Here is a 21,739-nt window from a genome sequence, read left to right on the forward strand (position 1 = left end):
GTCAACAGGGCTCTCAGGCCCGGGCATACTCAAAGGCTCAGCTCGCGCCCCTGAATCAGCTACCACCGGCCTTCACTTCCCATTAGGCGTACTCCTCGCATGCCGTCCGCAGACACCAGCGCACACGCGGAATCCGTGCGGTCATCCCCGTCCCGGCCGATCCGCAGGCACACCGCCTTCGACGCGGCAGCCGGGGTGGCAGGCCGCCCGCCTTCAACCTGGCCCGGCCCGCCGATCGGAACGCGGCATGCCTTCCGCCGTCGCACACACCGGTCACAGCAACGACTTACCCGAGGGCTTGCCACGTTCCCGAGGGCCGCAAGGGGGCTGCTTCAGTGGGCCCGACCGTTACCCAGCGCTCGGCGCCACGGCCAATGCGTCGACCTCGACCCGGAAGTCCGGGTGGACCAGGCCGGCGACCTTCACCAAGGAACAGGCGGGCGGGTGTTCTGCGTCCTGGTATTCGTCTCGCACCTTGCGGAACGCGTCCAGATCGTCCAGATCGGTCAGGTAGACCGTCAGTTTGACGATGTGCTCCAGGCCGGAGCCGGCTGCTTCCAACGCGGTGGTCAGATTCGCGTATACCTGACGGATCTGGGCCTCAGTGTCCTCTTTACCGATCAGGTTGCCGTCGCCATCCACTGGAATCTGGCCCGAGACAGCGACCATCGCTCCGGTGAAGGCGACCGCGTGACTGTAGCCGTTGACGGGCGGTGAGCCGTTGGGACGTATGAAGTGCTCCATGGCCCCGATCATGCCACGAGCGAAAACTCCGGCCCTTACGGACGGCCGCCCCGGACGCGCCCAGCAGATGCGCACCGCAGGACAGACATCACCGCCCGGACCACCTTCGGCTACCGGACGCAGGCACCACTTGAATCACACGCGGCCGGGCGCACCAGTTCCCGCAGTCACCCATCCGCCTTCCACCTGCACCGGGACAGGCTGGTGTTGACGCGGTTCTCACACTGTCGACTGCTCGCACCCATGCAGTGAGCGAGAAGCCGGCGCCTTCTGAGTCCCTCTGTTGTTCGGCAACTGCCAGATCAGCGCGAAGCCGCCAGTTCCGCACCGATGGTCCCTCCCGAACCGTAACGTCAGCCCATCCCGGCTCCCGGCGGTTGAGACCAAGATCCGAATGATACGCGGACCAACGTTCCCCAGCGCCCGTGACAACCGCCATCGCAGCAGGTCAGCAGCACCGGCAGCTTCCGGCGTCACGTACACAGCCGCCGGCGTGGTCGTGGGCCAGCGCCCGCTTGGGATTTCTCTGGGACCCCCTGGGACTTTCGGCCAGATCAACGGGCATCGGCGCGAAAGACGCGAAAGATCGATCTGCCTGGTCAACGCCCTTCGACCACCCATCGCAGCGGGTCACGGGCCCGGCCGGTCTCTTCTACGGCATCTGGGGCGCCACGGACGAGGAGGAACGCCGCAAGCTGACCACCTACCGCCAACGCAAACGCCGAGCCGCGTGACGCGCACGAACGCGGGGTTCTCCCCGGCACTCCGCATTCGCCCCGGCCCCACGGCTGCCACCTCGTCAACCAGGAGGGCCTATCCTGCTCCACCGAAGTCGATTCGCCTTCGGCCCAGGGGCCTTCCCGAGGGGAGCAGCGACGGAATGACCAAGAAGAGGCAGCTTTCGCAGCATTCGCCGGAATCCCTGAAAGTAAGGAAAAACCACCACCACGCCTGACGAAACCGCTGGTCGAGGCCTGCGGTCCCCGCGCGTGCGGGGATGGTCCCCGTCCGGGGCCGGGCCAACCGGGGTCCGCGTCGCGGTCCCCGCGCGTGCGGGGATGGTCCCTACCCGCCGGGCAACGGGCGGGCCCCACACAGGGGACGCCCGCCCGCCACCTCCGCCTCTTCAAAGGGCGCGGCGGAAAGTCACCCGGTCCAGCGCGGGACCGTCGTAGTCCGCGATCGGGGCCGACGGGGTGAAGCCCAGGGCCCTGTGGAAGGCGATGGAACCGGTGTTGTGCGGCGAGGTGATGGCGCGTACCTCGGTGCGGCCGGCTGCTGCCGCGCGTTCGAAGAAGGTGGTGTAGAGGCGACGAGCGACGCCCTGCTGGCGCAACTCGGGGTCCACTCCGACGAAGTGGATGTACGCCTGGTCCGCGTGGTCGGCGGAGTGGAAGCCTACGAGGAACGCCCGGATTCCCCGCACGTCCTCCAGCACCAGACTGGTGTCCGCGAAGTGTTGCAGGAAGAGGCGTGGCAGCAGCAGGGAGAGTTCCCTCGCTTGTTCCGGGGTGCGTGAGTCGCCCCACCAGCGCTGGACGCACTCCACGAGGGTGGTGTGGTCGGTCGTACGGGCCCGGCGTACGTCTTGCATGCCCTGCCTTTCGGTTGGGGGTGATGGGGATGCGAGGGGGGTGCGATGGGGATGTGATCGGCATTGGAACGCTCAGCTACTCGCGGTAACTGGGTGACGTCGCGGAGCGCTGCGCTCGGTCAAGGCCGGGAGACAACCGTTCAGGGGTGGGTAGTTCCCAGTTTCTCGGCCGTGGGGTCGGTGGGTGCGATGTGTCCCTCCTTTTTACGTCGCGTCCTGTGATGGTCTGCCGTCGTCGATGAATTCGAGGAGACGCTCGACGAGCCGGTCCGGCTCGTCGAGCGACACGAAGGCGCGTGAACGCTCCGCGATGGCGACCGAGCGTGCGTCTCCAGGGAACAGTCCGCGTCCGGTTCGAGCGGCGTGCGGTGTCCCCCTAACGGCATGTCGGGCAGCACGATGTGGAACCGGTCGTGCAGTCCCGGGGCCAGCGGGTCCCACAGGTGTCCGTCGACCATCAGACCGTGCACGAACAACAAGTTCCTTCCCTGCCCGGCATGCCGCAGGTCGATGCGGCCGCCGGCCGTTTCCATCTGAGCGGTCCGAGTCTGCACTTCGGACACCTTTCCGCGTTCGCCCACAACGTAGAAATGCTCGCAGTGAAGGGTGTGAGCGACCCCGCCCACCGGACCTGGCGGCACGCGCGGTGTGTCGCTTGATCTGATCGAACCCGTCCTCGGACCGCGAGCAACGTGTATGCCTGCCTCGCCGTGTTCAGGAAGACGTACGCAGCCAGTCCTCGAAGCGGGTGGTGGCCAGTCGGGCGCTGCCCTCGTCGGGGACGAGGCTGCGTTCGGTGAGTTCGGAGCCGAAGTAGCGGGCGTGCGGGTCGGGGGCGACCGTGCGCGGGTCGTGCCAGGCGTGCAGGGCCCGGGCGACGAGTTCGTCGAAGCGGAAGACTTCGGGGCCGGCCACTTCGGTGGTGGCTTTCTGCGGGATTTCCACGGCGGCCTTGGTCACCGCCTCGGCGACGTCCGCGGCGGCCAGGGGCTGGAAGAGCACGGGTGGTACGCGCACGGTGTCGCCGTCGGTGGCGGCGTCGGCGATGCCTCTGACGAACTCGAAGAACTGTGTCGCCCGGAGGATCGAGTAGGGAATCGGGCCCTGTTTGATCAGCCGCTCCTGGACCACCTTCGCCCGGAAGTAGCCGTTGTCGGGCAGGTCGTCGATGCCGACGATCGACAGCGCCAGGTGATGCGTGACGCCCGCCGTGGCCTCGGCGGCCAGCAGGTTGCGGGTAGAGGTGGTGAAGAATTCCAGGACCGCCGACTCCTCGAAGGAGGGCGAGTTGGCCACGTCCACGACCACCTGGGCTCCGGCCAGCGCGGTGTCGAGGCCCTCGCCGGTGAGGGTGTTGACGCCCGTACTGGGCGCGGCGGGCACGGCCTCGTGTCCGCGCTCGGTGAGTCTGCCGACCACTTTGCCGCCGATGAGGCCGGTGCCTCCGATGACCACGATCTTCACTTCGTCTGCTCCTCGCGCTGTTGGCGCCCGCTGGGGCGGAGAGGCGTCAGGGCTCCCGGGGTACGCGCAGGTGAGCGCGCTGTTTGAGTTCTTCGTCGTCGACCAGGACGGACATGGGCTGCCCCGGTACGCAGAGCATGGTGACGACGAAGCGCAGCCGCGTGTCGGTGAGGGCGTTGCCGTCCTGGTAGTGGATGACGTCACCGCCGGGCTCCCAGAACGCTTCCCCGGCGCGGACGATCCGCTCCGGCTCACCTTCCAGTTCGAAGCGCATCTCGCCCTCCAGCACGTACCCGAAGGCCGGCCCTGGGTGGCGGTGCGGCGGGGCACCCTGGTCGCCGGGCGGGTACTCGATCTGGACGGTCGACACGTGCGCGCCCTCCGGGATGGCGGGCGGGACGACCTCTTGCAGCACGGTGAGCGCGGACTTCCATGCCTCCGAGGGCGGGTGTTCGTGGGTGCCGGGCATGGCGGGTCCTCCTTCTGCGGTGCCGATGCCGGCGCCGGTGCCTGTGCCGGTATCGGTAGCGATGGCGGTGCCGCCCCGGTGTGCGGTGCCGGCCCCCCCCGGTGTACGGCACCAGGCCTCGGCGAACGGCCCGCCGGTAAGCGGCCCGGCCGGGAGATGTCCCATTGTTCAGACCCCCGGCATGCCCGGTGAGCGCCGATCCGGACACATCCGGGACGCCGTACGGAGCCTCGGCCCCGCCCGTCCGACCCGGCTCCGCCCGTCCCCGTCCCCGCCGTCCCGCCCGGCTCCGCCCCCGCCCGCCCCCACCCCTCCCCCCGTGTCCCATCTCACGTACCACCATGTGAACAAGGGTGTCCCTACCGGGTGCGACCGATCTACGCTGTCCGGTGCAGCTGGTTCGCCCTGCCCGCCAGGCAGGCGCGTCGTAAGAGGGAACCCGGTGGGAATCCGGGACTGCCCCGCAGCGGTGAGCGGGAACGACCGCCGTCATACGCACTGGATCCGGGCCGCGGATCCGGGAAGCGACGGCCAATAGGTGTCCGCCGGACGATGGTCCGGCAGGCGTGCCCGCGAGTCCGAAGACCTGCCCGTTGCCCGCGTGCGTCCGTACGTGCGCGGACCTTCCGGTGACCTCGAGGGCGGGTCGGCGACCACAGCAGGCGGGCATGGGTGCCGTTCGGCGCCGGGTGGCCCGTCCGGTGCGTCATTCCTTCGCGTTCTCGTCCCGTCACCGGGCTCGGAGAAGATCACGCTCGCGAAGGAGAGTTCCGTGACAGCGAAGCCCGCAGCCGCGGCAGCACGGGCCACCGTGTACGGCTACCCCCGCCAGGGACAGCACCGGGAACTGAAGAAGGCCGTCGAGGGGTACTGGAAGGGCCGCGTCACCGCGGACGCCCTCCGGGAGACCGCGAAGGACCTGCGCCGTTCCAACTGGCAGCAGCTGGCCGACGCCGGCATCCACGAGGTGCCGACCGGTGACTTCTCGTACTACGACCATGTGCTGGACACCAGCGTCATGGTCGGCGCTGTCCCGGAACGGCACCGCGCCGCCGTCGAGGCCGACGCCCTGGACGGCTACTTCGCGATGGCGCGCGGGACGCAGGATGTGGCGCCGCTGGAGATGACCAAGTGGTTCGACACCAACTACCACTATCTCGTGCCCGAATTGGGGCCTGACACCGTCTTCTCCACCGACTCCGCCAAGCAGGTCGGCGAGGTGCGGGAGGCACTCGCGCTCGGTCACACCCCGCGCCCGGTCCTCGTCGGCCCGGTCACCTACCTCCTGCTGTCCAAGCCGGCCCCCGGTGTGGCCGCCGACTTCGACCCGCTGACCCTGCTCGACCGGCTCCTGCCCGTCTACGCGGAGGTACTGGCGGACCTGCGCGCGGCCGGCGCCGAGTGGGCGCAGTTGGACGAGCCCGCCCTGGTGCAGGACCGCACCCCGGCCGACCTCAACGCCGCCGAGCGCGCCTACCGCGTCCTCGGTACGCTCGCCGACCGCCCGAAGCTGCTGGTCGCCTCGTACTTCGACCAGCTCGGCGAGGCCCTGCCGGTACTCGCCAAGGCGCCCGTCGACGGTCTCGCGCTGGACTTCACCGAGGCCGCGGCGGGCAACCTGGACGCGCTCGCCGCCGCCGGCGGCCTGCCCGGCAAGCGGCTGGTCGCCGGAGTCGTCAACGGCCGCAACATCTGGATCAACGACTACGAGAAGTCGCTGGCCACGCTCGGTACGCTGCTGGGTCTGGCCGACCGGGTCGACGTGGCCGCCTCCTGCTCGCTGCTGCACGTGCCGCTGGACGCCACCGCCGAGCGGGACATCGACCCGCAGGTCCTGCGCTGGCTCGCGTTCGCCCGGCAGAAGACCGCCGAGGTCGCCACGCTCGCCCGCGGCCTCGCGCAGGGCACCCACACGATCGCCGCCGAACTGGCCGCCAACCGCGCCGACCTGGCGTCCCGCGCCGGTTCCGCGATCACCCGCGACCCCGCCGTACGGGCCCGTACCGCCGCCGTCACCGACGCCGACGGCCGCCGCTCGGCGCCGTACGGGGAACGGACCGTCGCCCAGCGGGCCCACCTCGGCCTGCCGCTGCTGCCGACGACCACCATCGGCTCCTTCCCGCAGACCGCCGAACTGCGCGCCGCCCGCGCCGACCTGCGGGCGGGACGCCTGGACACGGCCGGGTACGAGGAACGCATCGGGAACGAGATCCGCGAGGTGCTCGCCTTCCAGGAGGAGGCGGGCATCGACGTCCTCGTGCACGGCGAGCCCGAACGCAACGACATGGTGCAGTACTTCGCCGAGCGGCTGACGGGGTATCTCGCCACACAGCACGGCTGGGTCCAGTCGTACGGCACGCGGTACGTCCGGCCGCCGGTCCTCGCGGGCGACATCTCGCGGCCCGAGCCGATGACGGTGCGGTGGACGCGGTACGCGCAGTCGCTCACCGACCGTCCGGTCAAGGGGATGCTGACCGGCCCGGTCACCATGCTCGCCTGGTCGTTCGTCCGGGACGACCAGCCGCTCGGCGACACCGCCCGGCAGGTGGCGCTGGCCCTGCGTGACGAGGTCGGCGACCTGGAGGCGGCCGGCACCTCGGTCATCCAGGTCGACGAGCCGGCGCTGCGCGAGACGCTGCCGCTGCGCGCCGCCGGCCGTCCCGCCTACCTCGCCTGGGCCACCGAGGCGTTCCGCCTCACCACCGGCGGGGTGCGGGACCGGACGCAGATCCATACACACATGTGCTACGCCGAGTTCGGTGACATCGTGCAGGCCATCGACGATCTGGATGCCGACGTGATCAGCCTGGAGGCGGCCCGCTCACACATGCAGGTGGCCCGTGAACTGGCCGAACACGGCTATCCGCGGGAGGCCGGCCCGGGCGTGTACGACATCCACTCGCCCCGCGTGCCGAGCGCCGAGGAGGCGGCGAGCCTGCTGCGCAAGGGCCTCGGCGCCATCCCGGCCGAGCGGCTGTGGGTCAATCCCGACTGCGGTCTGAAGACCCGGGGCTGGCCCGAGACCCGTGCTTCGCTGGAGAACCTCGTCGCGGCCGCGCGGACGGTGCGCGCGGAGCTGCCCACGTCGTGATCACCTTCGAACTCCACAGCTAGAACCGGTTCATGGGGGTGACCCGGGGGGGGGCAGTCCGCCGGCCGGCTCGGGAACGGCCGGCCGGCGGGCCGTAAACTGCTCTCCCCGCACTTATCGAGGAACATCACTTGACCCCGTATTCCCTGGCGTTCTACATGGACGTCGTGACCACCGGCGCCGTGCTCGGCCTGCGCCACACCGATTCTCCCGAGCGCGTCGCCGAAAACCTGGGGCCGGACTTCGGCGAGAACAGGTTCGGGGAAACCGGCCTGGGCTACTCCTACGGCCTGCCCGAGTTCTTCTGGGAACGCGAATCCACCGACGCCCTCTGGTCGGGGCACCATTTCACCTTGCAGGTGCACAGACTGGCCCACCGGAAGCACAAGTCCGTCGACGAGGTGCTGCGAACCCGGTACGGGCGCTTCGCCCCCCGGCTGCGGTTCGAGAAGCTGCGGCGTCTGTTGGAGCGACGCGGCGTCCCGTTGCTGGAGATCCCGGATGCGGCGAACGCGCCGCACTACCGGACGTTCTGGCAGCCGAATTCCCAGGTCGCCGTCTCCGTCATCAATTGCCACGGTGAATTCAGCACACCGGGCAACCTGCGGGTCGGCGACGTCTATAACATCCAGGCGCCGCTGACTGCCGACGCGGTGGCGTGGCGGAGGGAGCGCGCCGCCACGTGAACGGCTTGGCAGTCTTCGCAAGGGCGGGCGGGAAGATGCGCAGAAGTTGGCACGGGGCCATGGTTGTTGGCATTCGGCGCCACTGTCAGAGTCTCCGTATGGTCGGCGCGAACTGGCGGCGTGCCGCACCGTCAAGGTGTATGCGGAGTACCTGGTACGGGGCGTGCAGACTCCGGGGTGAGGGCCCCGGACGTCCGTCGGGCGGGTGCGGAGCAGAACTGAGGCTGCTCCGCACCCGCCCGCGGCACACATGGTGCACCGGAAGGGGTCAGCTCTGCCCCGTGCTCTCCAGGACGATCTGGAGCTCGACCTCCTGGTCGCCCGACACCGTGCCTTCCGTACGGACGGAGAACGCGCGTGTCAGCACGTCCCGCAGCCGGTCCACCGCCAAGTGGCTGCCCTGGAGGTCGGCGGTGACGGCGGCGGACAGGTCCGCGTTCGGCCGGACGTCGCCGCGGACCTCCGAGGTTTCGAAGGTCTCGGTCCAGACGGTCGGGTGACCGGACCGGTGCGGCTGGTCGTGGGCGGTGTCGCCGTCGGCGCGGTCGGAGTCGAAGCAGCTGCGCAGCGTGCTGAACACGGCCTCGGCATCGGCCGGTGTCTGGGCGCTGAGCACGACCTGGGCCGGCTCGTCGGTATGGGGTGTGCGGGTCATGTGGGCTGGGTCCTCTCCGCGCTGTGCGTCGATGTGGTGCGGCGGGCTTCCTTGGCCGCCCGTTGGGGTACGACGGTGTATTTCGGGTCCTCGGCGGAGGCGATGCCGGCCGCGAAGACCCCGAAGCGGGTGCACACGGAACCGGCGAGCAGGGCCAGCCCGCTCGCGGCGGCCAGCGTGCGGGAACGGCCTCCGAAGGCGGCGCCGACGGCGGCTCCGGCCGCGGTGAGTGTCCGCGCCGTGCGGAGCAGCGTGCCGGCCCGCCCCTGGTGCCAGGTCTCCGCGACCATGCCGAGGCGCCGTTCGACGGCCTTGGTGACCGCTTCGTCGGCGACCGCGGCCAGTACCGCGGCGCACCGGGCGGGCACCGTCTCCCGTACGGGAGCGACGGCGAGGGCCGTCCCGGCGGCGGCGGCCGTCGCCGATGCCGCGAAGAGGTACGGGAGTTCGCGGTGCGCGCCGTGCCACGCGGGGACGGCGGTGTCCGCCGCGAGGACCGCGGTGTAGGTGGCGACGGCCGGTCCGAGGAGCGCCGCGAAGCCGGTGGCCAGGGCGCCTGCCCTGGGCAGCTTTCCGGTGACGGCCGAGGCGGCCGCGGCGCCCGCTGCCGGCCCGTAGGCGGCCAGCAGCCAGGAGCCGACGCTCATCGGCGAGGTCGGCTTGACGACCCGGAGCATGTTCGCGAACCGGCCGGGTCTGCCGAGGTCGTTGACGAGTGCGGCGGTGGACAGGGTGACCGCCGCCAGGGAGGAGCCCTTCATCGCGGTGGCGGTGGTGGTGCGGCCCGTCGCGTGGGCCCCGGCCGCCAGCACCGATCCGGCGCCGGCCAGACCGCCGAGGAAGAAGTACCCGGCGATGTCCCGGGCGCGCCAGGCAGGAGCCTTGATGACCGGCCGGCCGTAGTACGACCGGAAGTCGGCCGGGGGCGCCATGAGCTGCTCACCACGGCCGCCGCGGCCGCGCTTGCCGCCCTTGCGCCGTCCTCTCCCGTCGGCGCCCGGCCCGCCGCGCAGCATCTCCGGCGCGGCGGCGCGGCCCGGCCGCCCGCCCTCGGAGCCCTCGCGGGTGACATCGGAGCCGTTCATCGCCTCTCCTTCCGTCATCGCTCCTGCCCTTCCGTCATCGCCGTCCCTTCCGTCCGGTGGCACCGCCGAGCTGCTTCAGCGCGGGCCCGGCGAACGCCAGCGCGATGCCTCCCGCCAGCGAGAGCGCCGCGGCACCCGCGTGTTTCCACATGGCGGGCAGATCGCGGGTGGTGACGACGGGGTCCGGTGGCAGTCCGTAGACCTCGGGTTCGTCGAGGAGCAGGAAGAACGCGCCGTCCCCGCCGACGCCGTCGGCCGGCTCGTGCCCGTACAGCCGCGCGTCGGTGACGCCTGCCGCGTGCAACTGGTCGACGCGGAGCGCGGCCCGTTCGCGGAGTTCGTCCAGCGGTCCGTACTGGATGGACTCGGTCGGGCACGCCTTGGCGCAGGCGGGTTCCTGTCCGGCGCCGAGCCGGTCGTAGCACATCGTGCACTTGAAGGCGCGGCCGTCGGAGGGGCGTTGCTCGATGACGCCGTACGGGCAGGCGGGTACGCAGTAGCCGCAGCCGTTGCAGATGTCCTCCTGGACGACGACGGTGCCGAACTCGGTGCGGAAGAGCGAGCCGGTGGGGCAGACGTCCAGGCACGCGGCGTGAGTGCAGTGTTTGCAGACGTCGGAGGCCATCAGCCAGCGCAGGTCGCCGCCGGCCGCGTTGTCGGAACCGCCGCCGGTACCGTCGTTCGTGTCGGCCAGCGGCAGTTGTGTACGCCCGTCGGCAGCGGGCGGCCCGCCACGCACCGGCGCCGTCGGCTCGTCGCGCGCGGGAACCTCCTGCTCGATGAAGGCCACATGACGCCACGTCGAGGCCCCGAGCCCCTGCGTGTTGTCGTAGCTCATCCCGGACAGCGACAGTCCGTCCTCGGGCAGGGCGTTCCACTCCTTGCAGGCCACCTCGCACGCCTTGCAGCCGATGCACACGGAGGTGTCGGTGAAGAAGCCCGTCCGGGGCGGTGCGCCGGAGTGGCCGGCGTCTCCGGCAGGGTCCGGTTCGACGCCGCTGAGCAGGTGGTGGCCGAGCAGGTGGTCGGTCACGGGCGGGGCTCCGTTCCGGTGGTCTCGTCGATGCCGGCGCGCTGCCGGTAGGCCGCGACCAGTTCCGGCAGGCCGGGCCCGCGGGGCCGGCGGCCCGGCCGGATGTCGGCGGTGAGCGCCTTGTCCTCCTGGATGTGGGCGTTGGGGTCGAGGGCGATGGCCACCAGTTCGTTGGCGGCGTCGCCGGTGACCACGCCGTTGGGTCCCCAGTGGAAGGGCAGCCCGATCTGGTGGACGGTGCGTCCCTGCACGGTCAGGGCGGAGATCCGCCGGGTGACCATGACACGCGCCTCAATGGCGTTGCGCGCGGTGATGATGGTGGCCCAGCCCAGGTGTTCCAGGCCGCGTTCGGCGGCGAGCTGCGGGGAGATCTCACAGAACAGTTCCGGCTGGAGTTCGGCGAGGTAGGGCGACCAGCGGCTCATGCCGCCGGCGGTGAAGTGCTCGGTGAGCCGGTGGGTGGTGACGATGTACGGGTAGACGTCGGCGCCCGGTTCGTCGCCGCTGGGGTGATAGCGGTTTCCCTCATGGGGGTGCAGGCGGCGGACCGGTGAGCGCGGCGTGGCCGGGTACAGGGCGTTGCCGAACGGGGAGTCCTGCGGCTCGTAGTGGGTGGGCAGCGGCCCGTCCACCAGGCCGGCCGGCACGTACAGCCAGCCCTTGCCGTCCGCCTGCATGATGAACGGGTCGTCGCCGCGCAGGGCGTCGGGGCCGGTCGCGCCGTCCGGCGGCTCGTAGTCGGGGGCGCGGTCGGGAATGAAGTCCGGCACGTCGTGTCCGGTCCACTTCCCCTCCTGGGCGTCCCACCACACGTACGCCTTGCGCTCGCTCCAGGGTGTGCCGTCCGGGGCGGCCGAGGCGCGGTTGTAGAGGATGCGGCGGTTGGCGGGCCAGGCCCAGGCCCATTCCCCGGCCACCCAGTCCTGTTCGGTGTGCGGCTTCTTGCGGGCCGCCTGGTTGACGCCGTCCGCGTAGACGCCGCAGTAGATCCAGCAGCCGCATTTCGTCGATCCGTCGTCCTTCAGCTCCGTGTACGCGGAGAGCGGGCCGCCGTCCGGGCCAGTCCCGTTGATCTCCGCCAGGACGGCGGCGGCAACCGGCTCCTCCAGCGGCCCTTGCACCGGATAGTCCCAGGTCAGATCCTGTACGGGCCGGTCCATGGGGTCGGTGGAGGCGGCCAGCCTCGCCTTGATGCGCCGGCCGAGGTGGTACATGAACCACAGGTCGCTGCGGGCGTCGCCCTCGGGTTCGACGGCCGCGTGGTGCCACTGCACCCAGCGGTTGGTGTTGGTGAAGGAGCCGGACTTCTCGGTGTGCGCGGCGGCCGGGAAGAAGAATACCTCGGTGCCGATGTCCTCGGTGCGCAGCTCGCCGGTGTCGATCTCCGGGCCGTCCTGCCACCAGGTCGCCGACTCGATGAGCGAGAAGTCCCGGACGACCAGCCACTCCAGGTTGGCCATGCCCAGGCGTTGCAGGCGGGTGTTGGCGGAGCCGACGGCGGGGTTCTCCCCCATCAGGAAGTAGCCCTTGCAGGTGCCGTCGAGCTGCGCCATGACGGTCTCGTACGTGGCGTGGGCGCCGGTCAGGCGCGGCAGGTGGCCGAAGCAGTAGTCGTTGTCGGCGGTGGCCGCGTCGCCGTAGTACGCCTTGAGCAGGCTGACGAAGTAGGCCCGCATGTTGCCCCAGAAGCCCTTTTCGGTGCGGCTCGTGCGGACGAAGGTGTCCAGGTCCTCGTGCGCGTGGGCGTGCGGCATCGGCAGGTAGCCGGGCAGCAGGTTGAAGAGGGTGGGGATGTCGCTGGAGCCCTGGATGGAGGCGTGGCCGCGCAGGGCCTGGATGCCGCCGCCGGGGCGGCCGATGTTGCCGAGGAGCAGTTGCAGGACGCTGGCGGCCCGGATGTACTGCGCGCCGACCGAGTGCTGGGTCCAGCCGACCGCGTAGACGAAGGCGCTGGTGCGGTCGCGGCCCGAGTGAGCGGTCAGCTCCTCGCACACCCGTAGGAACGTCTCCCGCGGCACTCCGCAGATCCGCTCGACCATCTCGGGGGTGTAGCGGGCGTAGTGCCGCTTGAGGATCTGGTAGACGCAGCGCGGGTGTTGGAGCGTCTCGTCGCGCGGCGGCTGCCCTCCGGTGCGCGCTCCGCCGGAACCGTGCTGCTCAGGGCCGCCGGCCTCCTGCACACGGGCCTCGTACAGCTCGTCCACCTCACCCGACGGCGCCTGGACGTCGACACCCTCGTACTGCCAGGTCAGAGTGTCGTAGTGCGTACCGTCCGCACCCAGGCCGGAGAAGACGCCGGCCAGATCCTCGGTGTCCCGGAACTCCTCGCCGACCAGGGTGGCGGCATTGGTGTAGTTCAGGACGTACTCCCGGAAATCCTTCTCCTCCGTCAGAACGTGACGGATGATCCCGCCCAGGAAGGCGATGTCGCTGCCCGCCCGCAGGGGGACGTGCAGGTCGGCCAAGGCGCTGGTCCGCGTGTACCGCGGATCGACGTGGATGACGCGGGCGCCGCGTGCCTTGGCCTCCATCACCCACTGGAAGCCGACGGGGTGCGCCTCGGCGAAGTTGGAACCCTGGATGACGATGCAGTCGGCGTGCTGGAGGTCCTGCATGAAGGTGGTCGCGCCGCCGCGCCCGAAGGAGGTGCCGAGGCCGGCGACGGTGGAGCTGTGGCAGACCCGGGCCTGGTTCTCCACCTGGACCACGCCGAGGCCGGTCAGCAGCTTCTTGATGAGGTAGTTCTCCTCGTTGTCCAAAGTGGCGCCGCCCAGGCTGGCGATGCCCAGGGTCCGCGCCGTGCAGAGCCCCTCGTCGGACTCCCACTCCCAGGTGCGGCGGCGGGTCTCGACGACCCGGTCGGCGACCATGTCCATGGCCGTCTCCAGGTCCAGCGGCTCCCAGTCCGTCCCGTACGGACGCCGGTGGAGCACCTGGTGGCGGCGGGACGAGCCGGTGGTGAGCTGGAGCGTCGCCGAACCTTTGGGACAGAGCCGGCCGCGGCTGACCGGCGAGTCCGGGTCCCCCTCGATCTGGACGACCTTCTCGTCCTTGACGTACACCTGCTGGCCGCAGCCGACCGCGCAGTACGGGCAGACGGAGCGCACCATCCGGTCGGCGGAGTCCGTGCGCGGGCGCAGCCGCTCCGTGTACGGCGACATCGCGGCGCGGCCCCGGCCCAGCGGGTCGCCCCCGGTCAGCTGCCGGTACACGGGCCACTCGCGAACCCGTTTGCGCACGCCCATCGCTTGTCCTCCAGCGGGTCTGCGGTCTGCCACGGCGGCTGCCTCCTCAAAGACTCGCCCGCCGGAGCCCCGGCGGCGAGCGGGAGCGGCAGGCAGCCCCCGGCGGCGGCAGGCCGGTGCCGCCGGCAGCCGACCGGCGGCGCGAGGGCGGGTTCCCCGCACTGGCCAGGGAAAACCCGTACGGAGCGGCAAAGGTCCAAGAGGTACGGGAGCGGCCCGGCCGAAGCCGTCGCGGACGCTCAGGAGGACTCGTTCCGTGGCCGTACGGGTGAGTGCCGCCCTTCCGCCACGCGCCCCGTGCGCCTCACCACCAGGAGGACGGGCACCAGGGCAACCGAAGAATTCCCTGCCGTGGGCTTCGGCCGAAGGCTGGGGAGCGTTGGCCCCCTGCGTGCCCCGTCCCCACAACGAACGCGGTGCGAGCCGCGCGTCAGCGCGAACCCTCGCGCGCAACGCGCCCGGTGATTGACCCGCCCGCCCCCGGGGAACCCCTGCCGCATGGCTGTCGATCACACACAGGCACCGGTTCTGGAGGCATTGTCCCGCTACCGACAGGCCGGAGAGGTCTCCTTCACCCCGCCGGGCCACAAACAGGCCCGCGGTGCCGACCCTCTGGTGCGGGAGGTGCTGGGCGACGCCGTCTTCCACGGCGACCTGCTGGCCTCCGGCGGCCTCGACGACCGGCTGGGGGCCGGCCAGGTACTGGAGCGGGCCGAAGCGCTCATGGCGGACGCGGTGCACGCCTCGCACACGTTCTTCTCCACCTGCGGCAGCTCCCTGTCCGTCAAGGCGGCGATGCTGTCCGTCGCGGGCCCGCACGAGAAGCTGCTGGTCGGGCGGGACGCGCACAAGTCGGTGGTGTCGGGCCTGATCCTGTCCGGTGTGCGGCCGATCTGGCTGGACCCGCAGTGGGACGAGGAGCGCCGGATCGCCCATCCGCCGTCGGTCGAGGCGTTCGAGCGGGCCTTCGAGGAGCACCCCGACGCCCGCGGTGCGCTGGTCACCAGCCCTACGCCGTACGGCGCCTGCGCGGACCTCGACGGGCTGGCGCGGGTGTGCCACCGGCGGGGGCGCCCGCTGGTCGTGGACGAGGCGTGGGGAGCACATCTGCCCTTCCATCCGGACCTGCCGTCCTGGGCGATGGACGCCGGCGCCGACGTCTGCGTGACGAGCATCCACAAGATGGGCAGCGGCCTGGAGCAGGGCTCGGTGTTCCACCTGCGGGGCGACCTGGTACAGCCGACCGTACTGAAGTCACGGGCGGACCTCTTCGGCACGACCAGCCCTTCGGTGCTGCTGTACGCGGGCCTGGACGGCTGGCGGCGGCAGATGGCCCTGCGGGGCCGTGACCTCCTGGGCCGGGCCCTGGACCTGGCCGCGCGGGTGCGGGCCGCCATCGAGGAGATCGACGGGCTGCACGTCAACGACCGGGCCGACTTCTGCGGTCCGGGGCTGGCCGACGACTTCGACCCGCTGCCCGTGGTGATCGACGTGAGCGGGCTGGGCACGTCGGGCTACCGGGCCGCGGACTGGCTGCGCGAACACCGTTCCGTCGACGCTCATCTCGCCGACCACCGGCGGATCAGCGCCCAGCTCACACACGCCGACGACGAGGCGACCGCCGGGATCCTGCTCGACGCCCTGCGCGATCTGTCGCGGCACGCTGCGGACCTGCGCCCGGCCCCGGAGGTCGAGGTGCCGACGCCGGGCGAGCTGCGGCTGGAGCAGGTGTGCCTGCCGCGCGACGCCTACTTCGGCGAGGTCGAGGACGTGCCGGTGCACGCGGCGGCCGGCCGCATCGTGGCCGAGATGCTGACTCCCTATCCGCCGGGCATCCCGGCCGCGCTGCCCGGCGAACGGCTCGACGGGCCCGTGGTGCGGTATCTGTCGAGCGGGGTGCGGGCCGGGATGAACGTACCCGACGCGGCCGATCCCGAGCTGAAGACGGTACGGGTCCTCGTCGAAGGGAACGGCTGACATGCGGACGGCCCTCATCGTGATCGACATGATCAACACCTACGAGCACGCGGACGCCGAGCAGTTGCTGCCGTCGGTGCGCGACGCCCTGCCCGGCATGCTGCGCGTGCTGGAGCGGGCCCGCGCGAAGGAGTCGGACGTCGAAGTCATCTACGTCAACGACAACTTCGGCCGGTGGCGCTCGCACCACGACGAGATCCTCCGTACGGCGCTGGACGGACCCCACTCCGACTTGGTGGAGCCCCTCCGCCCGGACGACGCCTCGCTGTTCGTGGTCAAGGCCCGGCACTCGATCTTCTACGAGACGCCGCTGGAGTACCTCCTCGGCCAGCACGGCATCGGACGCACAGTGCTCTGCGGCCAGGTGACCGAGCAGTGCGTCCTGTACTCGGCCCTCGACGCGCACATCCGCCACCTGGACGTCACGGTCCCGCGCGACGCGGTGGCCCACATCCACGCCGACCTGGCCGACGCCGCGCTGCGGATGATGGAGCGCAACATGGGCGCGGACGTGACCGACTCGACGGCGGAGTCCCTGTTCGGGTGATGCCGGGTGCGGGATGACGGCCGGCCGTCAGGTCGGATACGCGTGGCGGGCACGAAAAGGCCTGCCACGCGCGGAAGTTGGCGCACGCGGCGACGGTGACGAGCAGTACGGCTGCGACCGGCACCGCCCACAGCGCGACACCGAGCGGGCCGTACGAGCCTGAACGGATCCGTACGGGCCCGTGCGTGCCCCCCGCGTCTCGAACCGGCAATGCCGCCGCTCCGGCGCGACGAAAGGGCCTGACAGCACCCTTGTCCACCAATGGTCGATATGTCGATTTAGGAGTACTTTGGGAGGTGGCATCGGGGGCATCACCGATCTTGGTGATGACGTCTCTTCGAGGGAGCGAATGATGCTTGCCCAGACCCTCCAGCCCACTGGCCTCACACTCGACAAGGAAGCACTGGGGTGGGTGGCGACCCAGCCCGAAGCCCCGCTGAGCGACGCACCGGTCCCCGCACCGCACGGCGCCGCATGGGGAGTTCTGCTCCTGGGCCTCCTGATCTCGCCCAAGGAGCCGAAGGAAACGAAGCGCCGGTGATCTCCGAGCGTTCACGGACCGCCCACAGCGAATCGGCCGACCAGTTGGCCCGTCGCGCCCTCGATGCCCTCCGGGGCACCGGGGGCGCCGCCGTGGCCGCGATCCATGTGGAGGCCGCGGCGGCGGAGGCCGGAGGCGACCCGGCGGTGGCGCTGGGCGCCGTCCGCATTCTGGGGGCGGACGTCCTCGCACCGTACGTACTGACCGGCCAGCCCCCTCCCGCGGGCGATACGGCCGCCATCGGCCTGGCACTCAGTGCCCTGCCACCCGACGAGACGCCGCCTCCGGCACCTCCCGCGGGCACCGAGGAAGCGTGGATCATGGCCTGGATCGACTGGGGCCTCGCCGCCGTGCAGGCCCGCCTCGACCCCGCCGATGCGCCGGTACGCACAGCGCCCCTCCCCCAGGGCCCTCCACGGTGCGACGATGCCACGCCCCGCAATCTGCCGCCGACCACGGACGCGGACGGCGGCGCACAGGAGGGCTGGGTCTCCTGGTCCGTACGCATGGGGAAGCTGGCCTCACTGGCCCTGCCGGGACTGGACGGACCGGTGCACGACGCCGCCCGGGCGGGAGCCCTGGGCCTGGCCCGCGGTGCCACCCGCGCCACCCTGCGGCGCGACCACCCCACCGCCGCCCGGATCACCCGCTGGCTGGCCTGGCTCCGCGCCGACGGGGTCGCACTGCCGCTCGACCCGGCGCCCCTGACCGAACACATCGGGCTGCTCGGCGGCGGCGATCGCCCCGCGCTGGACACCGCAGTCGCCCGCCGGCTGCTCGGCCTGGAGGACCTGTGAGACCGGCCGCGGCACAGACCGCGCACACCATCAGCTCCCGGGCCCTGGCCTGGCTGCACGCCCACCGCGAGCACGGCAAGCTCTCCGACTGCCCCCGCGCGGACCTCGTCGACGACGCCGACACGTACAAAGGCCTGGGCGAATCGGCGCTCGCCGCCTCCCTGGTCCTGCGCAGCGGCGTCGCCGGAACGGCGGAACTCGCCCTGGCCCGCGAGCTGCTGGAGTTCTGCTGGCAGCAGGTGGACAACGGTGCGCTGCTGTACGAGCGGCTGCTGCGGCACCCGCTCAAGACCGACCCGATGGAGACCTACGCACACTTCGTCCGCGGCGGCTACCGCCACCCGCAGTTCGAGCGACTGGCCGCCCACACGGTCACGCTGCGCTCGACGCACGCCGTGGAACATGTACCGAACCGACGGCTCGCGGTCGCCAACTCCGCGCGCGTCATCGGCCTCGACCACGGCCCGGCAGCCTACGACTGGGCCACGCTGACCCGGGCGACCTGGCTCGGCGCCACGCCCGAACCCTGGCACATCGACTGGCTGACCGGCTACGGCGTCACCCACGTCGCTTTCCACCTCACCGACTGGGGCCGTCTGCCCGACCGCCTCCCCGCCGAGCTGGCGGAGTACCTCACCCGGTGGCTCCCGGTCTGGACCGATATCTGGGCGGAATGCGGTCAGTGGGACCTGATGGCCGAGCTGATGATCGTCGGCGCCTGCCTGCCGGAGCCCTGGACGGAGACCGACGACTGGCAGCGGCTGGTCGGCCTGCAGCGCGAGGACGGGCTGGTGCCCCGCGACGACCAGCCCGTCGAGGGCGACCCGGCCGAACTCTTCGACGCCCACCAGCACCCCACCGTCGTGGCCGTCGTCGCGGGCACCGTCGCCCTCACCCGGGCGCTGGGCGGCGCGGGGCAGCCCGGCCCATGACCCCGCCGGGGGCACCGGCCGCGGCAGCGCCCGGCCTGCCCGAGGGGCTGCCGCGGGAGCTGCCGGAAGCGCTGCTGTCGGCCGCCCCGGGCGCGAGTGCCGTCGCCGTCGGCCTGTACCGGCGGGGGCAGCGGTCCTTCCTCGTCCGGGGCAGCACCGCCCGCGAGGACGGGGTGCCGGTGGAGCCGTCCACCCGCTTCGAAGTCGGTTCGCTCAGCAAGACGTTCACCGCGCTGCTCCTCGCCGAGCAGGCCGCCCGGGGCGAGGTCGGCCACCACGATCCGGCCGCCCGCCATCTGCCCGCGGGTACGCGCGTCCCCGTACGCGGTACGGACATCACCCTCACCCACCTGGCCACCCACACCTCGGGCCTGCCCCGCCTGCCTCCGGGGCTGCTGCGCTCCGGTATCCGCCGTCTCCCGACCAACCCCTACGCGGACTTCACGCGCGCGGACGTGCTGCGTGCCCTGGCCCGTACCCGGTTGCGGGCCCGGCCGGGCACCCGCGTGCGGTACTCCAACTTCGGTGTCGGCCTCCTGGGGCACGCCCTGTGCGGGGCGGCCGGCGGGCTCCCGTACGAGCACCTGCTCGCGGCCCGGGTCCTGCGGCCCCTCGGCCTGCACGACACGAGCGCCATCGCCGACCCGCCTCCCGGCGGCACGCAGGTCACCGGCTACGGCCACGGCCGCCCTCGGCCGCCGTTCGACATTCCTGGCCTGCCCGGCGCCGGCGCCGTCCGCTCCAGCGCCCGCGACCTGCTGACGGTCGCCGAGGCGCTGATCAGCCCGGGGAACGCGGAGGTCACGGACGTCACGGGCGTGGGCGTCACCGGCATCCTCGGTCCGGGGAGCGCGGCCTTCCCCGGTGTCCTCTCGGCGCCTTTGCGCACCGCCCTGGAGGACGTCACCCGCCCCCGCCTAGTCCTCCCCCGCACCACGTCCCAGCTCGCCCTGGTCTGGAACATCCGCCTCCGGGCCGACGGCTCCGGCCTCTACCACCACTCGGGCGGCACCCGCGGCTGCACGGCCTTCGTCGCCTTCAGTCCTCGGCACGACACCGCGCTGGTCGCCCTGGCCAACTGCGCGCCGGGCCTGCGCGCCCCGTTCGTCCAGCGGGCTTACGACACCGTGTCGGACCTGCTCCGCACCCCGGCCTGACCCTGACCCTGGTCCGGTCCCGGCCTGATCCCGGCCTGTCTCCCGACCCGGCCCCGGGCTCTACCCGTACGCCTCGCCACCCAGCTCCAGACCCGCCGTACCCGCCGTCGCATCGGCCAGCCAGGCACGGAAGGCGTCCAGGTCGGACTCCGGCAGCCCGACCTCGATACGTACGTCGGACCCGTACGTCACCTCGCGCACCGCCCGGCCCGTGGTCCGCAGGTCGTTCTCCACCCGCCCCGCGCGCTGGTGGTCGACGGTGACCGTGACCAGACGGAAGCGCTGCCGGGTGACCGTACCGAGGGTGTCCAGGGCCTCCCCCACGACGCCCCCGTACGCGCGGATCAAACCGCCCGCCCCGAGCTTGATGCCGCCGAAGTAGCGGGTGACGACGGCGACGACGTACCTGACCTCGCGGCGCACCAGCATCTGCAGCATCGGCACACCCGCGGTCCCGCCCGGTTCGCCGTCGTCGCTCGCCTTCTGCACCCCGCCGTCGGCCCCCAGGACGTACGCGAAGCAGTTGTGCCGCGCCGTGGGGTGCTCCTTGCGGATACGCGCGATGAAGTCCTGGGCCTCGGTCTCGGTCGCCACGGGGGCGAGCGCGCAGATGAAGCGGGACTTGTTGATCTCGATCTCGTGAACACCCTCGCGCGCGAGAGTCCGGTACTGCTCCTGCATCAGGCCACCCTATGCGCCGCCGGTAGCGCCCGGCGCATCCCCGTACGCGCCCCGTCCTGCGGCACTCAGGCGGAACCGCGCACACATCGGCGACCGGCGCCCGCTGAGATCGCTGGGAACGCTGGGAATGCTGAGCGCACGGGAATCTTCACCCCCCGCGTACACGTTCTCGACACCAGACGGCCGCCGGCACGCGGTCGCATCCGACGGGCCCCGGCCCGAACCACGGGAGGCAGTTGTGTACGGCGATCCGGCGACGATCCGCAGGATTCTTCGGGATTCGGGCGACACCTGGGCCGTCGTGGGCCTGTCCACCAACCGGAACCGCGCCGCGTACGGCGTCGCCGGCGTCCTCCAGCGCTACGGCAAGCGCGTCGTCCCGGTCCACCCGAAAGCCGAAGCGGTCCACGGCGAGCAGGGCTACCCGAGCCTGGCCGCCGTCCCGTTCTCCGTCGATGTCGTGGACGTCTTCGTCAACAGCGACGCCGCGGGCGGTATCGCCGACGAAGCGGTCGGAATCGGCGCCAAGGCAGTCTGGTTCCAGCTCGGCGTGATCGACGAAGCGGCGTACGACAAGGTCAGGTCCGCCGGTCTGGACATGGTGATGGACCGCTGCCCCGCCATCGAAATACCCAGGCTGGGCTGAGCCCGGGGGTCACGAGCCGGCGTCCGCCTTGACCACGTAGACCTCCCAGGGCTCCTTGCCGGGGCCGGTCACCCAGACCTTGTCCTGGAGGGCGTAGCAGCAGGTGGTGTCGTTCTCCTCGAAGGTGGCCAGGCCCGCGTCCTTGAGGCGGGTGGTGGCGGCGGTGACCTGGCCGGTGCTCCCGACTTCGATGCCGAGGTGGTCGAGCCGGGTCTCGTCGGCTTCCCGGCCTTCGAGGAGTACGAGTTTCAGCGGCGGCTCGGCGATGGCGAAGTTGGCGTAGCCGGGGCGGCGCTTGGCCGGTTCGGTGCCGAAGAGCTTGGTGTAGAAGGCGACGGACGCCTCCAGGTCGGGGACGCGCAGGGCGAGCTGGACACGCGGCATCACGGACTCCC

The 21,739-nt window shown here is 71.6% G+C and carries 19 protein-coding genes and 1 riboswitch; of the genes, 9 read left to right on the plus strand and 10 right to left on the minus strand.

Going from position 1 to position 21,739, the window contains the following annotated elements; genetic code table 11:
- Window positions 1-348 precede the first annotated feature (348 nt).
- From ACZ4QV_RS35230 to ACZ4QV_RS35245, 4 genes are all read right to left on the minus strand, one after another.
- On the minus strand, window positions 349-744 hold the full coding sequence (locus ACZ4QV_RS35230; RefSeq protein ID WP_361158553.1) for a RidA family protein: 396 nt from the start codon (window positions 742-744) through the stop codon (window positions 349-351).
- A gap of 1,126 nt (window positions 745-1,870) precedes the next feature.
- Window positions 1,871-2,338, minus strand: a complete 468-nt coding sequence (locus tag ACZ4QV_RS35235; protein ID WP_361158550.1) for a GNAT family N-acetyltransferase — start codon at window positions 2,336-2,338, stop codon at window positions 1,871-1,873.
- Window positions 2,339-3,052: 714 nt separating this feature from the next.
- Window positions 3,053-3,802 (minus strand): SDR family oxidoreductase, encoded by a 750-nt coding sequence (locus ACZ4QV_RS35240; protein WP_467763982.1) that lies wholly within the window; start codon window positions 3,800-3,802, stop codon window positions 3,053-3,055.
- A 46-nt stretch (window positions 3,803-3,848) separates the two neighbouring features.
- A complete protein-coding gene (locus ACZ4QV_RS35245; RefSeq protein WP_467763983.1) occupies window positions 3,849-4,271 on the minus strand; it encodes a cupin domain-containing protein in 423 nt (140 codons plus the stop codon).
- A gap of 379 nt (window positions 4,272-4,650) precedes the next feature.
- Window positions 4,651-4,879, plus strand: a riboswitch (cobalamin riboswitch).
- Between the two features lie 164 nt (window positions 4,880-5,043).
- On the opposite strand from ACZ4QV_RS35245, the gene metE reads away from it, so the two are divergent.
- Window positions 5,044-7,362 carry a 5-methyltetrahydropteroyltriglutamate--homocysteine S-methyltransferase gene (gene metE / locus ACZ4QV_RS35250; RefSeq protein WP_361158538.1) on the plus strand — a complete coding sequence of 773 codons (2,319 nt, stop codon included), beginning with the start codon at window positions 5,044-5,046 and terminating at the stop codon, window positions 7,360-7,362.
- A 131-nt stretch (window positions 7,363-7,493) separates the two neighbouring features.
- Window positions 7,494-8,048, plus strand: a complete 555-nt coding sequence (locus tag ACZ4QV_RS35255; protein WP_467763984.1) for a hypothetical protein — start codon at window positions 7,494-7,496, stop codon at window positions 8,046-8,048.
- Between the two features lie 268 nt (window positions 8,049-8,316).
- Here ACZ4QV_RS35255 and ACZ4QV_RS35260 read toward each other — a convergent pair whose 3' ends face one another.
- From ACZ4QV_RS35260 to fdh, 4 genes are read right to left on the minus strand one after another with little or no spacing between them, the layout of a single operon-like run.
- Window positions 8,317-8,703: a hypothetical protein gene (locus tag ACZ4QV_RS35260; RefSeq protein WP_361158531.1), complete on the minus strand. Its 387-nt coding sequence runs from the start codon at window positions 8,701-8,703 to the stop codon at window positions 8,317-8,319.
- Window positions 8,700-9,788 carry an NrfD/PsrC family molybdoenzyme membrane anchor subunit gene (nrfD, locus tag ACZ4QV_RS35265; RefSeq protein WP_361639702.1) on the minus strand — a complete coding sequence of 363 codons (1,089 nt, stop codon included), beginning with the start codon at window positions 9,786-9,788 and terminating at the stop codon, window positions 8,700-8,702. The genes ACZ4QV_RS35260 and nrfD overlap by 4 nt, the downstream gene beginning before the upstream one ends.
- Window positions 9,789-9,822: 34 nt before the next feature.
- Window positions 9,823-10,821: a 4Fe-4S dicluster domain-containing protein gene (locus ACZ4QV_RS35270; RefSeq protein ID WP_467763985.1), complete on the minus strand. Its 999-nt coding sequence runs from the start codon at window positions 10,819-10,821 to the stop codon at window positions 9,823-9,825.
- The gene (gene fdh / locus ACZ4QV_RS35275) at window positions 10,818-14,066 is read right to left on the minus strand and encodes a formate dehydrogenase (RefSeq protein WP_361639698.1); all 3,249 of its coding nucleotides are present in this window, start codon (window positions 14,064-14,066) and stop codon (window positions 10,818-10,820) included. The genes ACZ4QV_RS35270 and fdh overlap by 4 nt, the downstream gene beginning before the upstream one ends.
- Before the next feature lie 498 nt (window positions 14,067-14,564).
- On the opposite strand from fdh, the gene ACZ4QV_RS35280 reads away from it, so the two are divergent.
- The 6 genes from ACZ4QV_RS35280 to ACZ4QV_RS35305 all read left to right on the plus strand — a co-directional run bounded on the left by ACZ4QV_RS35280 (window position 14,565) and on the right by ACZ4QV_RS35305 (window position 20,017).
- Window positions 14,565-16,043 carry an aminotransferase class I/II-fold pyridoxal phosphate-dependent enzyme gene (locus tag ACZ4QV_RS35280; RefSeq protein ID WP_361589765.1) on the plus strand — a complete coding sequence of 493 codons (1,479 nt, stop codon included), beginning with the start codon at window positions 14,565-14,567 and terminating at the stop codon, window positions 16,041-16,043.
- Between the two features lies 1 nt (window position 16,044).
- On the plus strand, window positions 16,045-16,590 hold the full coding sequence (locus ACZ4QV_RS35285; RefSeq protein WP_361589762.1) for a cysteine hydrolase family protein: 546 nt from the start codon (window positions 16,045-16,047) through the stop codon (window positions 16,588-16,590).
- A gap of 352 nt (window positions 16,591-16,942) precedes the next feature.
- A complete protein-coding gene (locus tag ACZ4QV_RS35290) occupies window positions 16,943-17,131 on the plus strand; it encodes a hypothetical protein (protein ID WP_241268980.1) in 189 nt (62 codons plus the stop codon).
- Window positions 17,128-17,928: a hypothetical protein gene (locus tag ACZ4QV_RS35295; RefSeq protein ID WP_361158511.1), complete on the plus strand. Its 801-nt coding sequence runs from the start codon at window positions 17,128-17,130 to the stop codon at window positions 17,926-17,928. The genes ACZ4QV_RS35290 and ACZ4QV_RS35295 overlap by 4 nt, the downstream gene beginning before the upstream one ends.
- Window positions 17,925-18,860 (plus strand): DUF6895 family protein, encoded by a 936-nt coding sequence (locus ACZ4QV_RS35300; protein ID WP_361589756.1) that lies wholly within the window; start codon window positions 17,925-17,927, stop codon window positions 18,858-18,860. Before ACZ4QV_RS35295 ends, ACZ4QV_RS35300 begins: the two co-directional genes overlap by 4 nt.
- Window positions 18,857-20,017 (plus strand): serine hydrolase domain-containing protein, encoded by a 1,161-nt coding sequence (locus ACZ4QV_RS35305; RefSeq protein ID WP_361617693.1) that lies wholly within the window; start codon window positions 18,857-18,859, stop codon window positions 20,015-20,017. The genes ACZ4QV_RS35300 and ACZ4QV_RS35305 overlap by 4 nt, the downstream gene beginning before the upstream one ends.
- Window positions 20,018-20,077: 60 nt before the next feature.
- Here ACZ4QV_RS35305 and ACZ4QV_RS35310 read toward each other — a convergent pair whose 3' ends face one another.
- Window positions 20,078-20,698, minus strand: a complete 621-nt coding sequence (locus tag ACZ4QV_RS35310; RefSeq protein ID WP_361617696.1) for a YigZ family protein — start codon at window positions 20,696-20,698, stop codon at window positions 20,078-20,080.
- Between the two features lie 238 nt (window positions 20,699-20,936).
- Between ACZ4QV_RS35310 and ACZ4QV_RS35315 the strand changes: the two genes are divergently transcribed.
- Window positions 20,937-21,344, plus strand: coding sequence for a CoA-binding protein (locus tag ACZ4QV_RS35315; protein ID WP_361589749.1), 408 nt, complete (start codon window positions 20,937-20,939; stop codon window positions 21,342-21,344).
- 9 nt (window positions 21,345-21,353) lie between these two features.
- Here the strand turns inward: ACZ4QV_RS35315 and ACZ4QV_RS35320 are convergent, their stop codons facing one another.
- Window positions 21,354-21,728 (minus strand): ArsI/CadI family heavy metal resistance metalloenzyme, encoded by a 375-nt coding sequence (locus ACZ4QV_RS35320; RefSeq protein ID WP_467763986.1) that lies wholly within the window; start codon window positions 21,726-21,728, stop codon window positions 21,354-21,356.
- Between the last annotated feature and the right edge of the window lie 11 nt (window positions 21,729-21,739).

Source organism: Streptomyces sp. NPDC026394, assembly GCF_055567735.1.

Coding starts and splice junctions, on each gene's coding strand:
- ACZ4QV_RS35320 (WP_467763986.1), bottom strand. CDS start 21,728: ATGCCGCGTGTCCAGCTCGCCCTGCGCGTCCCCGACCTGGAGGCGTCC.
- ACZ4QV_RS35245 (WP_467763983.1), bottom strand. CDS start 4,271: ATGCCCGGCACCCACGAACACCCGCCCTCGGAGGCATGGAAGTCCGCG.
- fdh (WP_361639698.1), bottom strand. CDS start 14,066: ATGGGCGTGCGCAAACGGGTTCGCGAGTGGCCCGTGTACCGGCAGCTG.
- ACZ4QV_RS35230 (WP_361158553.1), bottom strand. CDS start 744: ATGGAGCACTTCATACGTCCCAACGGCTCACCGCCCGTCAACGGCTAC.
- ACZ4QV_RS35305 (WP_361617693.1), top strand. CDS start 18,857: ATGACCCCGCCGGGGGCACCGGCCGCGGCAGCGCCCGGCCTGCCCGAG.
- ACZ4QV_RS35290 (WP_241268980.1), top strand. CDS start 16,943: ATGCTTGCCCAGACCCTCCAGCCCACTGGCCTCACACTCGACAAGGAA.
- ACZ4QV_RS35235 (WP_361158550.1), bottom strand. CDS start 2,338: ATGCAAGACGTACGCCGGGCCCGTACGACCGACCACACCACCCTCGTG.
- ACZ4QV_RS35260 (WP_361158531.1), bottom strand. CDS start 8,703: ATGACCCGCACACCCCATACCGACGAGCCGGCCCAGGTCGTGCTCAGC.
- ACZ4QV_RS35280 (WP_361589765.1), top strand. CDS start 14,565: ATGGCTGTCGATCACACACAGGCACCGGTTCTGGAGGCATTGTCCCGC.
- ACZ4QV_RS35310 (WP_361617696.1), bottom strand. CDS start 20,698: ATGCAGGAGCAGTACCGGACTCTCGCGCGCGAGGGTGTTCACGAGATC.
- nrfD (WP_361639702.1), bottom strand. CDS start 9,788: ATGAACGGCTCCGATGTCACCCGCGAGGGCTCCGAGGGCGGGCGGCCG.
- ACZ4QV_RS35285 (WP_361589762.1), top strand. CDS start 16,045: ATGCGGACGGCCCTCATCGTGATCGACATGATCAACACCTACGAGCAC.